We start from the raw sequence: 21936 nt of genomic DNA on the forward strand, positions 1-21936 counted from the left end.
AGAACGATGGCCCGCATCACGCTCGATCATCTCGCCCATGCCTATAAGGCCAATCCGCGCACGGCGGAGGATTATGCCCTCAAGGAAATCAACCACGTCTGGAGTCAGGGTGGCGCCTATGCTCTGCTGGGGCCTTCAGGCTGCGGCAAGACAACCCTGCTCAACATCATCTCCGGCCTCGTGCGCCCGACGCGCGGACGCGTGCTTTTCGACGACCTCGACGTGACGGACCTGTCGACGGAAGCCCGCAACATCGCGCAGGTCTTCCAGTTTCCCGTGGTCTACGACACGATGACCGTGCGCGAGAACCTCGCCTTCCCGCTCAAGAACAGAAACGTGCCCCGTGACCGGACAGCCCGGCGGGTGGAGGAGATTGCAAGTCTTCTCGATCTCACCCGCGTGCTCGACCGGAAGGCCAGCAATCTCACGGCCGACATGAAGCAGAAGATCTCCCTCGGCCGCGGCCTCGTGCGCCCCGACGTGGCGGCGATCCTGTTCGACGAGCCGCTGACGGTGATCGATCCGCACCTGAAGTGGCAATTGCGCTCCACCCTGAAGGAGATCCACCGGGCACTGGACATCACCATGATCTACGTGACGCACGACCAGACCGAGGCGCTCACCTTCGCCGACAAGGTCGTTGTGATGCATGACGGCGCCGTGGTGCAGACCGGCACCCCCGAAGAACTGTTCGAGCGCCCCACCCACACCTTCGTTGGCCACTTCATCGGGTCGCCCGGCATGAACATCCTGCCCTGCCGGATCGAGGGCGCCACCGCCTTTATCGGCAACACCATGATCCCGCTCAGGCGCGCCTATCGGACCCTGTCGGACGGCGAACGCATCGAGCTCGGCATCCGGCCGGAATTCGTCCAGCTCCAGCCGAAGGGGACGGGCCTGCCGGTTCAGGTGCGGCGCATCGACGATATCGGGCGCGCTCGCATCGCCCGCGTGGAGATGAGCGGCCGTCCTCTTGCCGCAAGCGTTCCGGACGGCATCTCCATCGAAGGAAATGAGGCCTCGCTCGTGCTCGATCCAAACCACGTGCATATCTATGCCAACGGGCATCTGGTTGCGGGCGAAGCCACCGGAGGTCACGCGGCATGACCAAGACCCTCAACAACAAGGCTTGGTTCTTCGTTCTGCCCGTCTTCGCGATCGTGGCCTTCTCGGCCGTCCTGCCGCTCATGACGGTGGTGAACTATTCGGTTCAGGACACCTTCGGCAATAACCAGTTCTTCTGGAACGGCATCGGCTGGTTCCAGGAACTGCTCGACCCGTCGAGCCAGCTCGGCGAGCAGTTCCTGTCCTCGCTCATGCGCACGCTGCTGTTCTCCGCGATCATCCTTCTGATCCAAGTGCCGCTCGGCATCGTAGTGGCTTTGTCCATGCCGCGCGAGGGCTGGACGGTGGCGCTCTGCCTCGTGCTCATGGCGTTGCCGCTGCTCATTCCGTGGAACGTGGTCGGCACCATCTGGCAGGTCTTCGCCCGCGGCGACATCGGCCTCCTCGGCTGGATCGTCAACCGCCTCGGCATCGACTACAACTACACAGGCGACCCCATCGACGCCTGGGTGACCATCATCGTCATGGATGTGTGGCACTGGACGAGCCTCGTCGCCCTCCTCTGCTATGCAGGGCTGAAATCCATTCCGGATGCTTATTACCAGGCAGCCCGCATCGACGGCGCCTCGCGCTGGGCCGTGTTTCGTACGATTCAGCTGCCGAAGATGCGGCGCGTGCTGCTCATCGCCGTGCTCCTGCGCTTCATGGATTCCTTCATGATCTACACCGAGCCCTTCGTGCTCACGGGCGGCGGTCCGGGCAACGCCACCACGTTCCTGTCCATCGATCTAGTGAAGCTGGCCTTGGGCCAATTCGATCTCGGAAAGGCGGCCGCCATGTCGCTGGTCTACAACCTCATCATCCTCGCCATCTGCTGGGTCTTCTACACCGTCATGACCAACGTGGACGCCGAGCGCGACAGGGTCGAAGCATGAGCGGAACCATCGCCGTCAGCCCATCGAACGTGAAGTCTTCCGCAAAGCCGGCGGCCGTCAACCGCGCCCTCTCCGGTCCCCGCGTGAGCGGCCGCGTCGTCGTGATGACGCTCTACCTCCTGTTCCTCATGCTTCCGATCTACTGGCTCCTGAACATGAGCCTGAAGACCAACATGGAGATCACCTCAGGGCTCACCCTCTGGCCGCGCGACATCACCTTCGACAACTACATCAGGATCTTCACGGACCAGAGCTGGTATTCGGGCTACATCAATTCGCTCACTTACGTGCTCATCAATACAGTGCTGTCGATCGCCTTCGCGCTGCCGGCGGCCTATGCCTTCTCCCGCTACAGGTTCCTAGGCGACAAGCACCTGTTCTTCTGGCTGCTGACCAACCGCATGGCGCCCCCGGCGGTGTTCGCCCTGCCCTTCTTCAACCTCTACTCGGCCATCGGCCTGTTCGACACGCCCTGGGCTGTGGCTCTGGCTCACTGCCTCTTCAACGTGCCGCTCGCCGTCTGGATTCTGGAGGGCTTCATGTCCGGTGTGCCGCGGGAGATCGACGAGACCGCGGCGATCGACGGCTATTCCTTCCCGCGTTTCTTCGTGAAGATCTTCATGCCGCTGATCGCGTCCGGCGTCGGCGTGGCGGCATTCTTCTGCTTCATGTTCTCGTGGGTCGAGCTGCTTCTGGCACGAACGCTTACGTCCGTAACCGCGAAGCCGATTGCCGCCACCATGACCCGCACCGTCTCGGCGGCCGGCATGGACTGGGGCCTCCTGGCCGCCGCCGGCGTGCTGACCATCCTGCCGGGCGCGCTCGTGATCTGGTTCGTCCGCAACTACATCGCCAAGGGCTTCGCCCTCGGCCGGGTCTGAAGGAGAGCACCATGCCCGATTTCGCCTGGATGGCCTGGACCTGGCAGACCGGCCTCTTCTTTTCAGCCATCGCGAGCCTGCTGCTGATCATGACGCTGCTGGCGGCGTATCGCCCCGAGACGGAGCGCGTCGGCATCCTGCGTATCCCGACGACGCGCGGCGACCGGCTTTTCATTTCGCTTCTCGGCTCCGCCTTCATCCACCTCGCCTGGCTCGGGCTCGTCGGCCCTGACCTGTGGTGGGCGTCTGCGCTTTCGCTCCTCTATGCAGCGGCGGTGTTCCGCTACGTTTAAGGAGCGACAATTCAAGACCTTCGGTTCATCCGAACGGAAGGGACAAGACCGGCAATGAAGCTGGCTCGGGGGTAATCTGGGAGGACAAGAATGAAGCTCACCCAATCTCACCGGCATTTGAAACTCTTCGTCTCGACAAGCGTGCTTGCCATGGCGCTCGGCACCGGTGCCGCTCTTGCCGGCATGGAAGAAGCCCGTCGCTGGATCGACAGCGAATTCCAGCCCTCGACGCTCTCCAAGGAGGAGCAGTTGAAGGAGATGGAATGGTTCGTGAATGCGGCGAAGCCGTTCGTGGGCCAGGAAATCAATGTGGTCTCCGAGACCATCACGACCCATGAGTACGAGGCGCGGACGCTTGCCAAGGCGTTCTCGGAAATCACCGGCATCAAGCTCACCCACGACCTGATTCAGGAAGGCGACGTGGTGGAGAAGATCCAGACTCAGATGCAGTCTGGGCGCAACATCTACGACGCCTGGGTCAACGATTCCGATCTCATCGGCACCCACTTCCGCTACAAGCAGGCCGTGGCGCTCGACGACTGGATGGCGGGCGAAGGCAAGGACGTGACATCGCCGACGCTGGACATCAACGACTTCATCGGCAAGTCCTTTACCACAGCGCCGGACGGCAAGATGTACCAGTTGCCGGACCAGCAGTTCGCGAACGTCTACTGGTTCCGCTACGACTGGTTCCAGCGCCCGGACATCAGGGAGAAGTTCAAGGCCAAGTACGGCTACGATCTCGGCGTGCCGGTGAACTGGTCGGCCTATGAGGACATCGCCGAGTTCTTCACCAACGACGTGAAGGAAGTCGACGGCGTCAAGGTCTATGGCCACATGGATTACGGCAAGAAGGACCCGTCGCTGGGCTGGCGCTTCACGGATGCCTGGCTCTCCATGGCCGGCAACGGCGACAAGGGCATTCCGAACGGCTTGCCCGTGGATGAGTGGGGCATCCGCATGGAAGGCTGCCGTCCGGTCGGCTCGTCCGTCGAGCGCGGCGGCGACACCAATGGGCCGGCCGCCGTCTACTCGATCACGAAGTATCTCGACTGGCTCAAGAAGTACGCACCTCCGCAGGCGGCGGGCATGACGTTCTCCGAGTCGGGGCCTGTTCCGGCACAGGGCAACATCGCCCAGCAGATGTTCTGGTATACGGCGTTCACGGCCGACATGGTGAAGCCGGGTCTTCCAGTCGTGAACGCGGACAACACGCCGAAATGGCGCATGGCCCCCTCGCCGAAGGGCGCGTACTGGAAAGAGGGCATGAAGCTCGGCTACCAGGACGCCGGCTCGTGGACCCTTCTCAAGTCCACGCCGGTGGAGCGCCGCAAGGCAGCCTGGCTCTATGCGCAGTTCGTGACATCCAAGACGGTCTCGCTGAAGAAGAGCCATGTGGGCCTCACCTTCATCCGCGAGAGCGACATCTGGCATAAGTCCATGACGGATCGCGCCCCGCAGCTCGGCGGCCTCGTCGAGTTCTACCGCTCGCCTGCCCGCGTGCAGTGGACACCGACCGGCAACAACATCCCGGACTACCCGAAGCTCGCACAGCTCTGGTGGCAGAACATCGGCGATGCTGCTTCCGGCTCGAAGACGCCGCAGCAGGCCATGGACTCGCTCGCAGCCGCCCAGGATGACGTGCTCACCCGTCTTGAGCGCGCCAATGTGCAGGGCGAGTGCGGACCGAAGATGAACCCCAAGACCTCGGCCGAGGAATGGTTCAAGAAGGCAGAAGCCGCCGGCACCATCGCGCCCCAGCGCAAGCTGGCAAACGAGAAGCCGAAGGGCGAGACGGTGGATTACGACACGCTCATCAAGAGCTGGCCGGCCAACCCGCCCAAGCGCAGCTGATCAAAGAAAGACCCCGCCTTTGCGGGCGGGGTTCTTTCATACCGTATGACCTACGATTTCCCCTTCTAGGGAGAAGATTCGTCCGGCAGGTCAGGAGTAGGCGCTACGCAGGTCGAGCGTGCTCCTCTGCCCGATATGCCGGTAGTTCTCCGAAAGCCATGTCCGGGCGGCTTCACGGCCCAGATCTCTAAGCGTCTCGAAGAATTCCCATTTGGCACTCAGGCGCGAGGCGGCGGTAAATTCATCGAGCTTTTCGCCACCATGGATGCGGTGCATCAGCACCCGCTTGTAGTCCAGTGTCGAAAGCTTGCCCTCGTCGATCAGACGCGTGACGAAATCGACGGCCCGCAATTGTTGCAGCAGATTGGCGTTGAACGTGATCTCGGTGAGACGGTTCTGGATTTCCCGAGCGCTCTGTGGCGTCGCCCGGCGTTCGATCGGGTTGATCTGGACGAGCACGATGTCGTCGGCCTTCGTCTCATAGAAGAGCGGGAACAGCGCAGGGTTGCCGGAATAGCCTCCGTCCCAATAGGGCTCGCCATCGATCTCGACGGCCTTGAAGATCATGGGCAGGCATGCCGAGGCGAGCACGTGATCAACGGTCAGCTCGGGGCCGGTAAAGAGCCGGATCTTCCCGGTCCAGACATTGGTTGCCGCAATGAAGAGCTTTGCATCCGTGCAAGCGCGCACCCGGTCGAAATCGATCAGCTCGCTGAGAGCATCCCGCAAGGGATTGATGTCGAGCGGGTTCAGATCATAAGGGCTCGCCACCCGTGACCAGGCATCGAGCCACAGATGGGTCGTTTCGCCGCCAATGCTCCAGAAGCTCAGCATGCGATCGAAGAGCGAGCGCTGCACAGGCGACAAACCGCCATCCAGGCTGACGCGCTGCCAGAACGTGCGAAGCTGCTCGCGAGCACCGTCCCGCCCGCGTTCGAGCCAGCCCTCGAACAGGACCACCGCATTCATGGATCCGGCACTGGCCCCGGTGATCGCCTCGATGGCAAGGCGCCCATCCTCAAGCAAGTAGTCGAGAACGCCCCAGGTGAAGGCACCGTGAGCCCCGCCGCCCTGCAGGGCGAGCGAAACCGGCTTCTCGGCATTGGGGCTTCTCAGCCCGCGGACAGGGTGGCTGATCTTATCGGCTCGTCCGGTCATCGAAGGCTCCCATTCGACTGTCAGCTTACCACGAGCGGCATTGTGCAAGGCAATTTTTGATAATTCTCGGTCGCTATCGATCTGAGTGCTGGCTACGGCAGTCAAGGAACCGCCTTTAGATCAGGCAAAAGCGTCGCAAACCATTGAAAAGATGGCGGCCCGGCAGGATCGTGACCCATTTGGTACAACCCTTTGCTCCGCAAAAGTTTCTCATCGGATATAGCAAGCCTCTGCGTAACACGAGTGTTACAAATGTAAGCTCGGAGACTGTCGTACATTGGTGTTGTCGAATGTTTGGAGGCATCTTCCGCCTACTCGGTTGTGGACTCATAACTGCGGATCCAGATGGGGGCTGATGCGAGCTTGATGGCGGCCAGGAAGTTCTCCGGGTTCTTATCGTACCGGGTGGCAATGCCGCGGTACTGTTTGAGCTTATTGAAGAAGCGCTCCACCAGATTTCTGTAGCGGTACAGAAAGACGTTGAAAACAAACGAGCCCTTGCGGTTGCTCTTGGGCGGAATGTTCGCCTGGACATCTTGCTCCTGCGCCTGCTCGCGAGTGGCATTGCTGTCATAAGCCTTGTCCGCCGGCAGGATCGTCCCAGGCTTGAGGTCTTTCAGGAGGACATCGGCCGCCGTGCCGTCATGAGCCTGTCCTGGCGTGAGAGAGATCCGGATCGGTCGCCCTTCGGCATCCACCAGAGCATGGATCTTGGTGCTCAGGCCGCCACGGGAACGTCCCATGCCATGATCTCCACCCCCTTTTTACCCGTCGCGCCGTGCTGGTGGACGCGCACGCACGAACTATCGATTATGACGAGATCGCCATTGTAGGCCGTCGAGACCGCCTGAAGGATGCGATCCCACGCGCCGGCCTCACGCCAGCGCACAAACCAATTGTAGCAAGTGGTGGAGCGCCATATCGCTCGGGGATGTCGCGCCAGGGCGAGCCGGTGCGGAAGCGCCAGAGGATGCCATTGAGCACGCGCTGGTCGTTCACCCGCGGCACACCCCTCGGCTTGTTGGGTAGCAGCGGCTCAATGACATTCCACCCAAAGTCAGTCAGCTCATGGCGGCGCATCAGATCCTCCCGGAACCGGGAGGTGAATCATCAACTCACTGCAAAGAAAAGATCTTTTATGGGTTCACGACCTAGCCAGGGTTGCAACGAACGTCCGATACTGAGTTCGGGTGCATGGGAACGACCCAAGTGCCCTCGACTTCGGCAGGGTGCCCCTGCATCAAACCACGATGCTTGCGGATTGGGAGCCTGCTGCCCCTATGGCGCGAGGGAACTTCACTTCTGAACTATAGACGAGATGGCGCAGCGCCGGACGGTCTCGTACGAGACGACAATACCACGCTCGAGGAGCATTTTCTTGTCCAGCCGCAGGCTAAATGGGAACCTGAAGCAGAGCCTGACCGCGTGAGCGATGATCTTAGGTGGAAAGCGGTGGCGCTTGTAGCTCACGGGCTCTGTCATGGGGGTCCGGCTACGCGGCCTACCCTCACACTCCAATTAATGTGACAATACTCTCGGCGCCATCAATCCCTTTTATCTAAGCGACGCCCCTGAGCCCCGACAAGCCGCGTCATTTTGCGCAGATCCTGCTCTTGCAAATCCATTGCGGCATCCAGCCAAATCTCAACAATGTCCCTCAACTCTTCATAGGTTAGCGGGTTAACACGCCTCTTAGAACGGTAGATCGCCTTATGAGCGTTATGCTTGCGTCTGTTAGAAGCGATGTAGTCTCTTACAGCATTCTCGCCCTGTCCATCCTCCGCGAGGACATCGACAACGCCAAGTTGATGCAACTGTTCAGCAGTAAAGACCGTCCCACTCATAATCAGTTTCTCAGCCCCCGCAGTGCCGATCTTACGGGATAGGAGACTGTATGCGCCCATTCCAGGAAAGAGATTGAACAAAACCTCTGGTAGGCCCATCTTTGCGCTTCGTTCTGCAACCACAATATCGAAGGAGAGCGCACACTCAAATCCACCGCCCAACGCATCACCTTGGACCAATGCGATCGTGACCAAGGGTGTGTGGAACGCCATTGCGTTCCCATAAATAACGTCTATGCAGCCATAGGCGTAATTCTGCAAACCTGCACGATCCTTGCTGCGGATACAATCCGCAAAGAAAGCAAGGTTTCCGCCGAAACTGTAAACACCTGGTGTCTGAGATGCAGCAACGAAGTACTCTAAGAGCTGGTGCTGCTCGCGATTCCCTTCGCTCATTATCACCCGGACTGATTCCTGCACACACAACATGTCCTGTATCAGCTCCATAGTAATCATCGGATGCTGACTTTCACGCATTGCTGCCCAGTATACTTTCTGCTCGAAGTCAATTCGCACATCTATACTCGGCAGACGAAGATTTGTCGCGTGCCCCCACTCCGGCTCGGAGCGGAGCTTCGGCGTCGGAATCTCAACTGCTGGCACTTCGCTACGATCGACAGCCTGGACGTCGCTTACGGCATGGTCATTTCGCTGAACCGATAGCGCCAGCATAAAAATTCTCCATCATAGAGACACTATTGACGTTACGAGCTTCATCTCGTCGACGTTGATGCTGCTAAACCACTAGCAGGCGTTCATTCCTAAAGATAATGATCTATTAACGAAGATATGTGTAGCTGTTGTTTAGGTTAGTCACGATACTTGGTTAACGGTCGACGCGCGCAATGCTTGGGTAATATGTCAACTTCTCAGGATCGCGAGCTTCATCACTCCACTGATCAAAACACAAGTTAACCAACCTTCTAAAAAGTTGCTTGACGTAGGACACAACCTCTAAATTTCTGTGATATACACGACTTGTGCAGCGCGAATGCGGCTCTTTTGACCTGCACTACTCAGATCAACAATGAGATAGGCTTTAGGCTGCTGCGTTCGACAACCTTTGATGAGCAACAATACAAATGTGAAACGACAGCATACCGCGCGACCAACGGATCGACGACGAGGGAGTAAGTCGGCTTGGAAGCTGATAGTTCGCTACGCTCGGCAGAACGAGAGGATTGAACAAACTCGTAGGCTTGGAGCGCTCAGGGGCAATAGATGACGACTATTCTGATTGTCGATGACAGAAGCACTAACCGTAGCATCTACTCGCGGTTGGCACAGGCAATTGAAGAAGATGCGATCGTACACGCATCTGCGTCCCCTCATGAAGCTCTAGACTGGCTGACCAGATCCTCCCCCGATCTGATCGTGACAGACTTTCGCATGCCCGGAATGGACGGAGCAGAGTTTACCCAACATGTCAGGAGCAGCGAGAACGGGGCAGATGTTCCTATCATCGTCATCACTGCATACGATGACCGAGCATTCCGACTACAGGCCTTGGAAGCTGGCGCGACCGATTTCCTTCGCTCACCTGTAGATCACTATGAGTTCACGACCCGCGCCCGCAATCTCCTTAAGCTTCAACGACAGCAGCAAATAATAAAAGGTCGCGCGCTTGAACTGGAGCATCAGCTTCGGATCAGCGAACGCTCTCAAGAGGAACTCGTTCGTAGCAGCAGGAAGGCACTTACCCAAGTTATCGATACGGTGCCCGCAATGATCAGTGCTAGCGATGAGAGCGGACGCATCGTGTTTGTCAACGCTTACTTCGCTGATTTTGTTGACGTAACCCCGGGATCATTGTTGGGCAGACAAATCAGCGATGTCATTCGGAGCGACAAGAGCCAACTGGGTAAGCAAATCCACAAGTCAATCCTTGCAAACAAAGGTGACTCTGCCAGCTTCGAAGAACAGATTACCGATAACACCGGATCGCAGCGCGCATTCTTGACAACTAAAACGTCGTTGCGCGAGCTTATAGGCGGTGTAACAGGAATACTCACGACATCAATTGATATCACGGAGCGGAAGCAGGCGGAAAACACGCTACGCCATATCGGGCTTCATGACACTCTTACCGATCTTCCCAATCGAAGAATGCTCTACGAGCGGGTTCAGCAGGAGATCAATGACGGACGTGGATTGTTTGCATTGCTTTTGATTGACCTTGACCGCTTTAAGTCCGTCAATGATGCGCTCGGTCACGCCGGAGGTGACCGCATCCTTCAGCTGGTGACAAGTCGTCTGATTAGCTGCGTTCCGGAGCACAATCTTATCGCAAGAATGTCTGGTGACGAGTTTGTGGTCGTTCAAACCGAGATTAAAGGCGCGCATGAGGCAGAAAAACTCGCACGCCACATCATCAACAGCCTGTCGGCCCCATTTCTGTTAGACGGCACCGAGTTAAAAATTGGATGTACAATTGGGTTGGCCTTATCGCCAAACGACGGCCGCGATGTGGAGAGGCTCCTTAGATATGCCGATTTGGCAATGTATCAAGCGAAGGCTGAAGGAAGAAACACTCTGCGCTTCTACTCCCCTGAGATGGAAAGCACATCCAAAAATAGCATCAGCTTAGAAGCTGATCTTCTCAGGGCCATTTCTCAAGAGCAATTCATCCTTCATTATCAACCGAAAATTGACTTGGAGACGGGAGCGATTGTCGGCGCGGAAGCGCTACTACGTTGGATGCGGCCAGATTTCGGTATCACGTCTCCACACACGTTCATCGATATTGCTGAAGAGACAGGAATGATCAATGAGATCGGCGCCTGGGTGCTAAACGAAGCATGCACTCAAGCAGCCACTTGGCAAGCTCTCGGGTACGGAGCCCTGCAAGTTGCAGTGAATCTCTCGCCGGTGCAGTTTTTCCGCCAAGATATCGTACAGCTTGTCGCAAGAACGTTACAGATAACAGGTTTGCGACCGGAGAACCTTGAACTCGAACTCACAGAAGGCAGTCTTCTCAAGGATGTTGAGAGAACGAAGCTGACGCTCCAGAAGTTGAAGGAACTAGGAGTGCGGATCGCGATCGACGATTTTGGGGTTGGCTATTCCTCCCTCAGCTATCTAAGAGACTTCCCAGTCGACACGTTGAAGATCGACCGCTCATTCATCTTCAATCTAGCAGACGAGACTCGTGACGAGGCAATCGTCAGGGCAATCATTTCGCTTGCTGAGAGTTTGGGCTTAAAGGTGGTTGCAGAGGGTGTTGAAAACAGCCTTCAACTTGGGTGCTTGCTCAATCACCCCTGCAGGGAAGCTCAAGGTTATCTCTTCAGCCGGCCCATCCCCGCAGAGGCGTTTGGCACGCTAATAAAGGAGTGCCCACGGTATCTAATACCTAGGCAGGGGGCGCGGCTCAGGACTGCGCAAGTAAAGTGATTACCAGAGTTCTGTCCAGGTTTACGAGCAGTCCCGATCGCGAGCATGAGATGAGCCTTAATCGGCTCATTCTGTTAAGCTTGATTGTGGCCTATACGTTTTGGGCCAACGCCTCTGTACCGCGGGAGGCGCTGATCAGCGGCTTCCTGTTTGCTGCCGTATCAGCCGGAATAGCAGCTCACATTTATTTTCGCCCAAAGCAGTCAACGGTCCGGCGTATCGTCGCAATAGTTAGCGACCTCTCCACCGTATCCTTTCAGATGCGGTTTGTGGGGGATCCGTCCTCTATTCTGTTTTTACTGTATCTGTGGATCACATTTGGTAATGGATTCCGCTTTGGGATCCGCTTCCTCTATATCGCAATGTCAGTCTCGGTCGTCTGCTTTATAGCAGTGGCTTACACGACACCTCGTTGGCACAATGATATCTACTTGTCAGCAACTATGTTGCTGAGTTTGATTGCACTTCCTCTTTATACAAGTACTCTGATCCGGAAGCTATCTAATGCAAAGGCTCAGGCAGAAGCGGCAAATCAGGCTAAGACGCTTTTCTTGGCCAGTGTCAGTCATGAGCTTCGAACTCCGCTGAATGCAATCATCGGCCTGTCTAGCCTCATGGCCAGGACAAAACTTGACGTTGAGCAACGAGGCTTCATCCGCACCATTGGTGCCGCCGGTGATACTCTGCTCCGGCAAATTAACAGCATTCTGAATCTGTCTCGCATTGAAGCAGGCCATACGTCCATCGAGAACATCGATTTCGACCTGTTGGAGCTACTTTCCACGTCGCGAGCGATGGTGCTCACTCAAGCGCAACAGAAAGGGCTCCGGCTCACTATTCACCTCGCGTCTTGGACACCTTTGCAGCTTCGCGGCCCAAAGCATCACCTTGAGGAGGTTCTGCTTAATCTTCTTGGCAATGCGGTGAAGTTTACAGAACGAGGATACATTACCCTCTCTGCTTATCCTGTAACCACAGATGATGGGCTATTCATACACTTTGCCGTCACTGACACAGGAATCGGTGTCGCTGCTCACGCGACCGAGAGCATTTTCGAGAGCTTCACCCAGGCCGACGAAACCATTATCAACCGCTTCGGTGGAACTGGCCTAGGCCTATCCATCTGCAGGCAATTGATCACCGCCATGGGCGGCAAGATCGGTGTTAACAGTCGGGAAGGCCATGGCAGTTCCTTCTGGTTCAATCTACCTATGACCCGCTCGGAGCAGACGGGATCAAGCCAAGTATCATCACACCTGTCTCCATCTGTTCTGGTTTGCCCTGACGCCGAACTCGCAGTCGGTCTTGTTTCACGCCTTAGTGTCCCGAGCGGCGTTCCCGTTCTCAGAACACTCCTGGACGCAAGAGAGCATGCCCAAAGAAGCGCTACGCAAGAGCAATTGGTATTCTACTACAGCGATTTACCAGAGGATCTTCTGGTAGCCGACATCGCGAGCGCAAACCTCTCGGTCAACCCAGTTGTTATTCTTCCGAAAGCGTCCCGGGCGCCCTCAACAGAACGGCTGATGCGGTGGTCGAGCAGCATACTTCCGCGTGATTTCACTTTGGAGGAAGTACGGGTCGGATCGATTGCAGCTGCTGCGCAAACAGCCGTGGCGCAGTCGCTTTGGAACGGGCCGAGTGAGGTCGAGCTTCCCAGGGCATCGACATCCCTCTCGATTCTGATTGCAGACGACAACTCAACAAACCGAATGGTAGTGTCCAAGATCCTGGAGCGTGGAGGCCACACGACACACTGCGTCGGGAACGGTGAGGATGCGCTCGACGCACTTGAGACGCAGAAATTTGATCTTATCATCATGGATCTCAACATGCCCGTCATGACGGGCATTGAGGCAACTAAACTCTTCAGGTTCACAGAGGCACAGGGTACCCGTATCCCCATCGTTGCCCTGACCGCTGACGCAACCCCAGAAGTTGTAGCTCGAACTCTCGAAGCCGGTATGGATGAATGCCTGACAAAGCCAGTGCAGCCAGCAACACTTCTCAGAATAATCGAAGAGAAAGTTGGCTCTCTACCGAAGAGCCCAGCGGCCACAGACACAACTGATCTGGTTGAGTGCCCGGCTGATCACCCCACACTAATCGATGAGACGATCCTGAGAGAATTGGAGCAGTTGGGGGGGCGAGACTTTGTTTCCACTCTTGTGCAAGAGTTCTTTTCGGATGCTGATCATCTAGTTGCTGAACTGAAAACTGCCGCCGCGTGTGCAGACTCCCACAGGTTTCGCCTTGAAGCACACGGATTACAGAGTGCCTCAGCGAACGTTGGAGCAAGAATTGTCCACGATATTTGCCTGAGTTGGCGAAAGATTACGAGCGCAGACCTACAGCGCGACGGGTCAGAACAACTCCATAAACTTGTAGTAGAACTCAAACGAACCCATCGCGCACTAAATATGTATCTTGCTACCATGAGCCAGGATAAAAGGGCTGCCAGCTTTACACACTAGCAATGCACTGCAGGAACATAGTTGGTGTGGCCCTGCGGCCAAGTATGGCAGCTGATGAAGTCCGCGCGTGGCAAGAATGCTGTCCCCGCGAGCTGATGAAGGTAAGGTTAGTTTCCGGGAGGGTTCAGGCAAGGCAATTGACCCTGCAGGCGGTGCGAGAGCGCTCAAAGCAGCGGACCGCATCTCTCCTATGCACTCATCGGGCCCAGGAATGCGATTCAGCGTGGACTCAGACGCCACTGCCGCACAAGTCTATGCCTGCGCCTGCGCGTCACGCCTGTCAGACCCTGGCACGCAGCTTTTCGGCTCTGCGTCAGCCGTCTCGTTTCTGCGACGGAAGCGCCATGGGCCGCGTTCCTCACGAAAGGACCGCTACACCGCAGACGGTCCGTCTCGCGATCCGGCGGTATGAGCTAAATGTGGGAGCGTGAGCTAAGTGTAGGAGCGCTGGCTAAGCACTCCCACTACAACACCCACGACCAGTTCAGGGCGCACCTGCAGTTCTTCATAGGATGCCTTCGACCAAGCCCACCGGCTCAGAACTCTACACGAACCCACGCCCCGAGTACGTCTGCCACCTCCGGCCAGAAGAGCCCGAAAGGTTCAAGCTCATTTCATCACACCACAGCCCGAAACCGTGCGGCTCAATAAGCTCAGGGGTGTTGCCACACAATCCAGCAAGGAGTCAGACAACTTGCTAGCTGCAATCAAGCTTGTATCAGCCCCTACCTGCCTGCGAAGTCATGACTCTAATGCTCTGCAATATGCCTCAAGCTTGAGCTTGGCCTCTAAGGCCGATCGCTAAACATTTTCACCTTCAGCTGCCACGGTAAGTGTTCATTTAACGTGAGGTGATAGACTTCTAGGCGGCAAATAGAGCAATCTGCGCGTCAGTTAGCGGGGGGGATCAGTGAAGGACCGGCGTTTGCGCAGGCGTGTACCAACAATTCTCGAAGGCCGAATTCAGATTGAGGGTCGTGAATCTGACATTGAATGCACGGTACGAGACCTCTCGGACTCCGGAGCCCGGATCTTTCTCCACCAACCTCTGGAACTCCCGGACGAGTTCATTCTGAGCATTCCGAAACGGGGCCTTTCTTCCAACGCTCGAGTCATGTGGTCGCGCGACAGGAGGCATGGGGTCATGCTGCTCCGAGATCTGCCTGTTGCCGAGCAGTCTACTTCGGATATCTTCGACCCTCGTATCCACACCATTCTCAAGGATGCCCGCTCCCAGCTCGCACAGATCATGGGACTTTCGGAAGATTCAATTCGATTGAACTTTGATGTTGACCCATTATCCCGGGACTGGTCCGAGGAATGACGCAGCCGAGGACACTTCCTGAACCGGCTTCGAATTCACATTGCTACTCGGCTGCACCAACTCGTGGCTGTGTCGTGTCGGCGGCATTTTCCGGAGGAACCCCAGCTCGAGGAGGCGAGGGAGCGCTCCCAGATCCCTTCCGATAGTCTTCAATGACGCGTGAAACACGCTGCCCGTCACCATCGATATAGGTATTCCCTGCGGATAGTGGCCAAGGATCCGCCACATGAACGGCTCTGTTCCATGCCTGCGCCTCACCAGCTGATAGAGTCAGGGTGTCCCGCCGTTTCGCATAGTCGACGCACCCGCTGAGTGCAGCCAGAGAAAGTCCAGCAACGGCCGCTGCAAACCAGTGCCGGCTACTTGACAATTTTTTTCTTAGCATTGCGTTTTTCCGGCTGCACTTCGACGATGTGCCCATAGGGACCGATAATACCCGTTCCGTCGGCAAAACGTCGCTTCGTATCGCTATCGACCTCCAGCTTGCCGAAAAGAAAAAATTCCACGTCGTTCGCTGGTTTGCTCGAGTCCAACGGGGTCTTGAGCGGCTGCCCTGGCTTAGATGGTCTCACCAAGTGGGGTGTGACGATGATCACGAGATCCGTTTCCTGCTCCTGGAAAGACGACGATCGGAAAAGCGCACCAAGGATAGGTACTTGTCCAAGCCACGGAATCTGATCCTGGTTCTTCGTGTGGGTGCTCTGAAGCAGTCCCGCCATCGCAAAGCTCTGGCCATCCCTCACCTCAATCATGGTGCTGGCGCGGCGGGTAATGAACGACGGAATGGAGATGAGCCCAGTGTTGATCCGGACGGACTCGTCGACCTGGCTGACCTCCGGCTCAAGCTTCAGATTGATCAGACCATTATCGAGAACCGTCGGGGTAAAGTTTAAGCGAACCCCATATTCCTTATATTGGACAGTGACCCTGTTCTCGTCGGAGGCAACTGGGATCGGGACCTCGCCTCCAGCGAGAAAGCTGGCCTTTTCGCCAGACAGGGCAATCAGGTTCGGCTCGGCCAGTCGGCGCGCCAAACCCTTTTCTTCCAATGCCTGAACGAGAATGTCAGCGCTGATGCCGCCCCCCAGCACCTGCGCCACCAAGGTACCGAACGGCTGGTTTCCGCTTGGAAGGGAAGGGTTGAAGCGAATGAGGCCCGGCGTCGAGTCCGAACTTACGCCTCCTGAGGTAAATCCGCCTCCCCGCGACCCGCCCTCGCGCCTGGCATACCAGCTCACGCCCAGCTCGCGTCCGGCGTTGCGGTTGGCTTCGATGAAGCGAACCTCGAGCATGACCTGCTGCCCGCCGCTGACCCGCAGGGCATTGATGACGCCGTCAGCGCCATACTGCTCGGCAATTTCCAGCGCTTTTCGAAGGGAGATCGCATCGGGAACGGTGCCGCTCAGACGCAGCCTCCCGTTGATGGTTTCGACCCTAACATTCGCCTGCGGCAGAGCCTGCTGAAGCGAAACCTCAAGGTCCGGCATATCGGCGCCCACCTCGACGCTCACAGTACCGAGAAGCGATTCATCCGGCGCATAGACCGCGATGTTGGTGCGCCCTTCGGCCTTTCCCAGCACATAGAAGCTGCGCCCGGTCAGTGGAACGGCTGTTGCAACATCCGGGTCGCCGACAATGACTTTGGTGATGTCCGCCGTCGTTTTCGCCGTGAGGAATTGCCCCTTTGCCACGTTGACGCCCGACAACGTGCGGCCGTTGCTGAATCGCAGGAGCCGCTCCTGCGCCAGTGTGGGAACCACCGTTAAGAGATTGGCGGCAGCCACCGCGAGAGCGAGGCCGAGGGCGGACCAGATCACACCACCTCTCCACCGGGGAGGCCGACAATATTTCTTCGTCATGGGAGGATCCGGCTCATGCGGTTGATCTGTTGCCTTACGTCGATCCAAAACGCGGGCCGCTGCGACCCCGTGGTCTAGACCTCATCAGATGTGAGGCGGTATGGTTAACGTAGCGTAAAGAAATTTCGCGTCTAATACGACTTGCCTGGAAATTTATTCTGTTGCGGCACGAACAAACGCTGTTCCGGACAAGAACTCATAAGAACTAGGCACAGGGGCAAAAGATGCTGGAATTCAAACGCGCATGGCGGCTTTGTCTGCTGATGATCACAGCCGTTCTACTTACAGGTTGCAACAGCACCCAGGATTTCAGCCTTTCCAGTTTCGGCAACAGCGTTGCAGGACCCGATCTTCCGGCATCAGTAGAACCCTACCCGGACGATCAGGTGCTGACGGTCGCGAAGGTACATTTTACCGAGCGCAACTATGGCAGCGCAGCACGCTATTATGAACGGGCTGTGGAGGTCATGCCGAACAATCCGGAGGCATGGCTCGGTCTCGCAGCGTCCTACGACCGGGTTCGGCGCTTTGACCTTGCGGATCGAGCCTACACCGAGGCCTCGCGCTTCATGGCGGATCGACCCGAGTACTACAACAACGTAGGCTATTCCTATCTGCTTCGAGGGGATGTCGCAAAGGCGCGCAGCAACTTCCTCAGGGCGCAAGAACTCGATCCAGCCAACCTGACGGTCAACAACAACTTGGAGTTGTTGAGAGACAACGCCAACCGCATCGGTTCGAAGCAGGGATAGTTTGGATTGATCGAAGGAGCCTGGCCCTCAGGGTGGTCAGGACCGGCACCACGCGAACGGACATCGAAGAAGCCGGATACCTCTTTGGACCGCCAGGCTTAACCTGATTGTCGACTGGTGGATTTGTGCGCAGGGCAAAGCAGTCGCCCTGTGGGCTTGCCGGCTAGGCCATTTAGCCGAGCATGGTCTGGTTAATGCTCTAGGCTATCAAGCTGAATAGACCGGACTGCCGAAAGAATTCTTAAATGGGACAACACAAGCGCAGGGTTCAGGTCTCAGCATGATCCGAACGGGAGCTTGTGGGGACGCTGACCTACCCGGGCCAGCAAACCAGGCAACCAGGTCGAGGAACAACACCATGAAGTCACTTATCTCGCGTTTCGTCAAAGACGAGTCCGGTGCAACCGCTATCGAATACGGCCTTATCGCTGCAGGGCTTGCCGTCGTCGTCGTTGGAATCTTCGGAGACGGTAAGACCGTTGACATTATGCTCACGAACATGTTCGGGGAGGTCTCGAAGCAGGTGACTGCAGCCACAGGGGCCTCAGGGTCCTAGTGCCCCACGAGGCATCAACACCGAAGCGGAAGAGAGCAACTCTCTTCCGCCGCCTCTTGGTGTCAACAGCGGCAATCCTCTACTGAAGGTTACGGGGCAACAATGACGGTCTCTGCCATCGCGGCACTCGCCGCCAGCGCAAGCTTCATCGTGGCTGTTTCGTGGGCGGGGGCGATGGATCTGGTCACCATGAAGATCCGCAACAGCCTCGTTCTTATCCTGTTTGGGCTTTATGCGCTCCTGGCTCCGCTCGCCGGCTGGTCGCTGACAGAGATCGGGCTGAGCGCTGCCGTTGCCGGCGCTGTGCTGGTCTGCACATTCACCTTCTTCGCGTTTGGGTGGATCGGAGGCGGCGATGCCAAACTGGCTCCCGTGGTCGCCTTATGGTTGGGTGCGGATTACGCCCCCGTCTATCTGATCTGCTCCGCGCTTTTCGGCGGCGTCCTGACACTCGCCATTCTTCAATTTCGCGCAATGCTGCTCCCTGCGTTCTGTCTCAACATAGATTGGGTGACGCGACTGCACGACAGGAAAACCGGTGTTCCGTACGGGGTGGCGATTGCCGCTGCGGCACTCTTCGTGTTTCCGAGCACGCCTTGGTCGAACCTCATCTTCTGAAAGGCGTAGCTGCCTTGACCCTATCAGCCCATGATCCGCGACAAGGCACAGTGGCATGCTCCGTATCGTCATACTCATGATTGCCGTCGGTTCCGGAGGACTTGCCGGGTGGCTCGCGCTCTCGATGCAAGCACCGGAAGTTGCCATGCCGGCGGCGGTGACGCTGCCCCCAACAATCCCCATGGAGGATGTCCTGGTCGCCTCGATCGACCTCCCGCAGGGCTATACGATCAACGACGGAAATCTTCGCTGGCAGAGTTGGCCACAGAACTCGGTTCCTCCAGGCTCCATCGACCGAAAGACCAAGCCAGAGGCATTGACAGAGTTCAAGGGAGCAGTCGTACGCAATTACCTCGGAGCAGGCGAACCCATCCGTGAGGAGAAGCTGGTCCGCGGATCATCCGGGCTGCTGGCTGCCCTCCTTCCAGCGGGCAAACGCGCTGTGGCGATCCGAGTGTCGGCGGAAAGCACAGCTGGCGGCTTCATCCTGCCCAACGATCGGGTTGATGTGCTCCAGACGCTCACACGACAGGCCGGCAACCAAAGCGAAAACCTTTCCCGCACACTCCTCACCAACATCCGCGTCCTGGCAGTGGACCAAAAAGCCGATGAAACAAAGAGCGACGCTGCCGTCGTCGGCAAGACCGTCACCCTCGAACTGAGCCCTGCTCAAGCCGAAACGGTCGCATCTGGGCAGGCGACCGGTGCCTTATCCCTTGCACTCCGCTCCGCGATCGACATTGGCGAAGCATCCGCGGCGAAGCATGAAGGCAGCGCCATCGTGAGAATACTGCGCGCAGGGCGCAGTGAACTTGTTCGGACACAGTAGGCTGCACCAACCTTTGGAAGAGCACCGTAAGAGTATGAGCTCGAAATGTCGGATATGACTTTGAACCCGTTGGCAGCGCTTCCCTCCGGCCCGCTGAACACATACTCGGACATCCACGCCCGTGCTGCCGTCCAACCCAATGAACCCCGGTCGCAGGCCACTCATCCCTTCCCTAAAATTGCAGACAACCTCTGCCGCATTCCTCGTGTCACAATCCATGCCTTTTGCGAAAGTCCCGATGTTGCCGCAGCTATGGAGCTCGCTGCAGCGGACCGCCGGATGTCGCGCGCCCACACATCTGTGCAGCTAGGAGGCATTGCTGCGGCTACTGCATTCTACCGGGAGGCTCCAACGCCTAACCTGATCCTCGTGGAGAGCCGATCGGCAGAGGCGGAATTTTGTTTTGAACTCGACAGACTTGCGGAAGTCTGTGACGCAGGTACCAGGGTGATGGCCGTTGGGTACACCAACGACATTGCGTTCTACCGAGAGATCATGACGCGCGGAGTCAGTGAGTACATCCTTGCTCCGGTTCAGCCCAATGCCGTGGTCGCGGCGGTCAGTGAGCTCTACGGCAAGACAACGTCAAGCAAGCTCGGACAAGTCTATGCCTTCATCGGCGCTAAAGGAGGAAGCGGATCATCCACGGTCGCTCACAATGTGGCCTGGTCCATGGCCCGGAGATCCAACCTGGATGTCATCATAGCCGACATGGATCTTCCATTTGGAACAGCTGCCCTCGACTTCGATGTCGATGGCGGGCCGGGCATCGCCGAGGCCCTTCAGGATCCACGGCGCATCGACGAGGTCCTGCTGGATCGGCTGCTGACGCAATGCGGTGATCATCTGAGCCTGCTCGCCGCGCCCGCGACGCTTGATCGCTCCTACGATCTGGACGAAGGTACCGTCGCAAGATTGATTGAGGTAGCCCAAGGCAGCGTGCCGTTCCTGGTTCTGGACATGCCACGGCAGTGGACAGCCTGGACGAAGAATACCCTCAACCTGGTCGATGAGGTCATCATCACGGCAACACCCGATCTCGCCAGTCTCAAAGTCACCAAGACCATCATCGACTCCCTGAAGCGGGCACGCCCGAGCGATCCGCCTCCCAAGATCGTTCTGAATCAGGTGGGAATGCCGAAACGACCTGAAATCAAGCCAAAAGCTTTTGCTGAGGCGGTGCAACTCGAACCGGATGCATGCATTCCATTCGACGCGCATTTGTTTGGAACGGCCGCCAATAACGGCCAGATGGTCGCTGAAGTGTCACCCAGAGCCGCAGCCGCAAAGTCATTCGCCGGGCTTGCGGAGATGCTAACGTCACGGCATCCCATAAAGGGCAGCAAGAGGACGCGCTTCAGCCTGGGGGCACTTTTCGAGAGGCTGAGGACCTGATGCGTCCTGAAACAATGCAGCGATCTCGCCGGTAACGCTATCGGGGGGCTGCCCCTAAGCCAAGGAGATCCTGCCGCTCCTTGATTTGCTCGCGCGCAGCATTGAAATGTGGGCCCTCATCTCCGACCGAAAGCACGGGCTTGCATGAGCCTGCGCACGAAAATGTCCTAACCGCCGCTCCGGAATAGAAGGTGGTGGTCTGGTAGCTGCTCGGGGTGACGCTGACAGTGGCGCTGAGAACCTCACGCCCACCCTCTCCCAAAACAATGAGATTGGTCACGCCCACAGCCTTCCCCGTCAGTACGATCGTGTGATCGTCATTCAACGTTCCATCGACAATACCTGGATTGCCGATGATGATCGTCCGTGCAGGCTCTGCGAATGCCAAGACTCTGGCAAAGTCGATCTTCACCCCGACTGTCGTGACGGTGCCATCCTTGACCCAGGCGACTTCCTCCGTCCCTCGCCCCTCTGCGCGCCGCATCTCATCCGCCATCACCTGCCCTGTGAAGCAGGTAAGCAGGAATGCAGCAATCGGAACAGGGATAATCTGGATAGTCGTCGGCATCCTGTACTCCCGGAGCGCTCACATCCTGCTTTGAATCCGTTAAATTTCCCCCTCAAGCAATTAGGCTGATTAGAGAAGACGGGAGCGGAGGCGTTCTAGGCCATCCGGCTGAATGGTTCGACGAGAGCCGCCCCCATA

Annotated in this window: 17 protein-coding genes and 2 pseudogenes; 13 read left to right on the forward strand and 6 right to left on the reverse strand. The window is 57.5% G+C overall.

The window, feature by feature from the left end; all coding sequences use genetic code 11:
• The first annotated feature begins 6 nt into the window (after nucleotides 1–6).
• From IC232_RS07290 to IC232_RS07310, 5 genes are all read left to right on the forward strand, one after another.
• Nucleotides 7–1107, forward strand: a complete 1101-nt coding sequence (locus tag IC232_RS07290; protein WP_190844260.1) for an ABC transporter ATP-binding protein — start codon at nucleotides 7–9, stop codon at nucleotides 1105–1107.
• Complete coding sequence (locus IC232_RS07295; protein WP_190844261.1) at nucleotides 1104–2000, forward strand: carbohydrate ABC transporter permease; 897 nt, start codon at nucleotides 1104–1106, stop codon at nucleotides 1998–2000. Before IC232_RS07290 ends, IC232_RS07295 begins: the two co-directional genes overlap by 4 nt.
• Before the next feature lie 104 nt (nucleotides 2001–2104).
• Entirely contained in the window at nucleotides 2105–2881 is a 777-nt protein-coding gene (locus IC232_RS07300) for a carbohydrate ABC transporter permease (protein ID WP_190844351.1), read from the forward strand.
• Between the two features lie 11 nt (nucleotides 2882–2892).
• On the forward strand, nucleotides 2893–3174 hold the full coding sequence (locus IC232_RS07305) for a DUF2160 domain-containing protein (protein WP_190844262.1): 282 nt from the start codon (nucleotides 2893–2895) through the stop codon (nucleotides 3172–3174).
• Nucleotides 3175–3324: 150 nt separating this feature from the next.
• A complete protein-coding gene (locus tag IC232_RS07310) occupies nucleotides 3325–5028 on the forward strand; it encodes an ABC transporter substrate-binding protein (RefSeq protein WP_246812095.1) in 1704 nt (567 codons plus the stop codon).
• A gap of 90 nt (nucleotides 5029–5118) precedes the next feature.
• On the opposite strand, the gene IC232_RS07315 is transcribed toward IC232_RS07310, so the two are convergent.
• From IC232_RS07315 to IC232_RS07330, 4 genes and pseudogenes are all read right to left on the reverse strand, one after another.
• Entirely contained in the window at nucleotides 5119–6186 is a 1068-nt protein-coding gene (locus IC232_RS07315) for a patatin-like phospholipase family protein (RefSeq protein WP_190844264.1), read from the reverse strand.
• Between the two features lie 311 nt (nucleotides 6187–6497).
• A pseudogene (locus IC232_RS07320) lies at nucleotides 6498–7266 on the reverse strand (IS5 family transposase).
• A 246-nt stretch (nucleotides 7267–7512) separates the two neighbouring features.
• Nucleotides 7513–7668 (reverse strand): annotated as a pseudogene (locus tag IC232_RS07325) (IS6 family transposase); the annotation flags it as partial.
• A 62-nt stretch (nucleotides 7669–7730) separates the two neighbouring features.
• Nucleotides 7731–8702, reverse strand: a complete 972-nt coding sequence (locus IC232_RS07330; RefSeq protein ID WP_190844265.1) for a crotonase/enoyl-CoA hydratase family protein — start codon at nucleotides 8700–8702, stop codon at nucleotides 7731–7733.
• Between the two features lie 549 nt (nucleotides 8703–9251).
• Between IC232_RS07330 and IC232_RS07335 the strand changes: the two genes are divergently transcribed.
• From IC232_RS07335 to IC232_RS32840, 3 genes are all read left to right on the forward strand, one after another.
• Entirely contained in the window at nucleotides 9252–11423 is a 2172-nt protein-coding gene (locus tag IC232_RS07335; protein WP_190844266.1) for a putative bifunctional diguanylate cyclase/phosphodiesterase, read from the forward strand.
• Between the two features lie 50 nt (nucleotides 11424–11473).
• On the forward strand, nucleotides 11474–13897 hold the full coding sequence (locus IC232_RS07340) for a response regulator (RefSeq protein ID WP_190844267.1): 2424 nt from the start codon (nucleotides 11474–11476) through the stop codon (nucleotides 13895–13897).
• A gap of 910 nt (nucleotides 13898–14807) precedes the next feature.
• On the forward strand, nucleotides 14808–15221 hold the full coding sequence (locus tag IC232_RS32840; protein ID WP_190844268.1) for a PilZ domain-containing protein: 414 nt from the start codon (nucleotides 14808–14810) through the stop codon (nucleotides 15219–15221).
• 359 nt (nucleotides 15222–15580) lie between these two features.
• On the opposite strand, the gene IC232_RS07350 is transcribed toward IC232_RS32840, so the two are convergent.
• Entirely contained in the window at nucleotides 15581–17005 is a 1425-nt protein-coding gene (locus IC232_RS07350; protein WP_190844269.1) for a type II and III secretion system protein family protein, read from the reverse strand.
• Nucleotides 17006–17304: 299 nt separating this feature from the next.
• Between IC232_RS07350 and IC232_RS07355 the strand changes: the two genes are divergently transcribed.
• The 5 genes from IC232_RS07355 to IC232_RS07375 all read left to right on the forward strand — a co-directional run bounded on the left by IC232_RS07355 (nucleotide 17305) and on the right by IC232_RS07375 (nucleotide 21230).
• A complete protein-coding gene (locus tag IC232_RS07355) occupies nucleotides 17305–17832 on the forward strand; it encodes a tetratricopeptide repeat protein (RefSeq protein ID WP_190844270.1) in 528 nt (175 codons plus the stop codon).
• Nucleotides 17833–18190: 358 nt separating this feature from the next.
• On the forward strand, nucleotides 18191–18388 hold the full coding sequence (locus IC232_RS07360; protein ID WP_190844271.1) for a Flp family type IVb pilin: 198 nt from the start codon (nucleotides 18191–18193) through the stop codon (nucleotides 18386–18388).
• 102 nt (nucleotides 18389–18490) lie between these two features.
• Complete coding sequence (locus tag IC232_RS07365; RefSeq protein WP_190844272.1) at nucleotides 18491–19006, forward strand: prepilin peptidase; 516 nt, start codon at nucleotides 18491–18493, stop codon at nucleotides 19004–19006.
• Nucleotides 19007–19061: 55 nt separating this feature from the next.
• On the forward strand, nucleotides 19062–19835 hold the full coding sequence (gene cpaB / locus IC232_RS07370; protein WP_190844273.1) for a Flp pilus assembly protein CpaB: 774 nt from the start codon (nucleotides 19062–19064) through the stop codon (nucleotides 19833–19835).
• Nucleotides 19836–20285: 450 nt separating this feature from the next.
• Entirely contained in the window at nucleotides 20286–21230 is a 945-nt protein-coding gene (locus IC232_RS07375) for a CpaE family protein (protein ID WP_190844274.1), read from the forward strand.
• Nucleotides 21231–21267: 37 nt separating this feature from the next.
• Here IC232_RS07375 and IC232_RS07380 read toward each other — a convergent pair whose 3' ends face one another.
• Nucleotides 21268–21798, reverse strand: a complete 531-nt coding sequence (locus IC232_RS07380; protein ID WP_190844275.1) for a pilus assembly protein N-terminal domain-containing protein — start codon at nucleotides 21796–21798, stop codon at nucleotides 21268–21270.
• Nucleotides 21799–21936 lie beyond the last annotated feature (138 nt).

It is taken from the genome of Microvirga sp. (assembly GCF_014699075.1).
Taxonomy (GTDB): Bacteria; Pseudomonadota; Alphaproteobacteria; order Rhizobiales; family Beijerinckiaceae; genus Microvirga.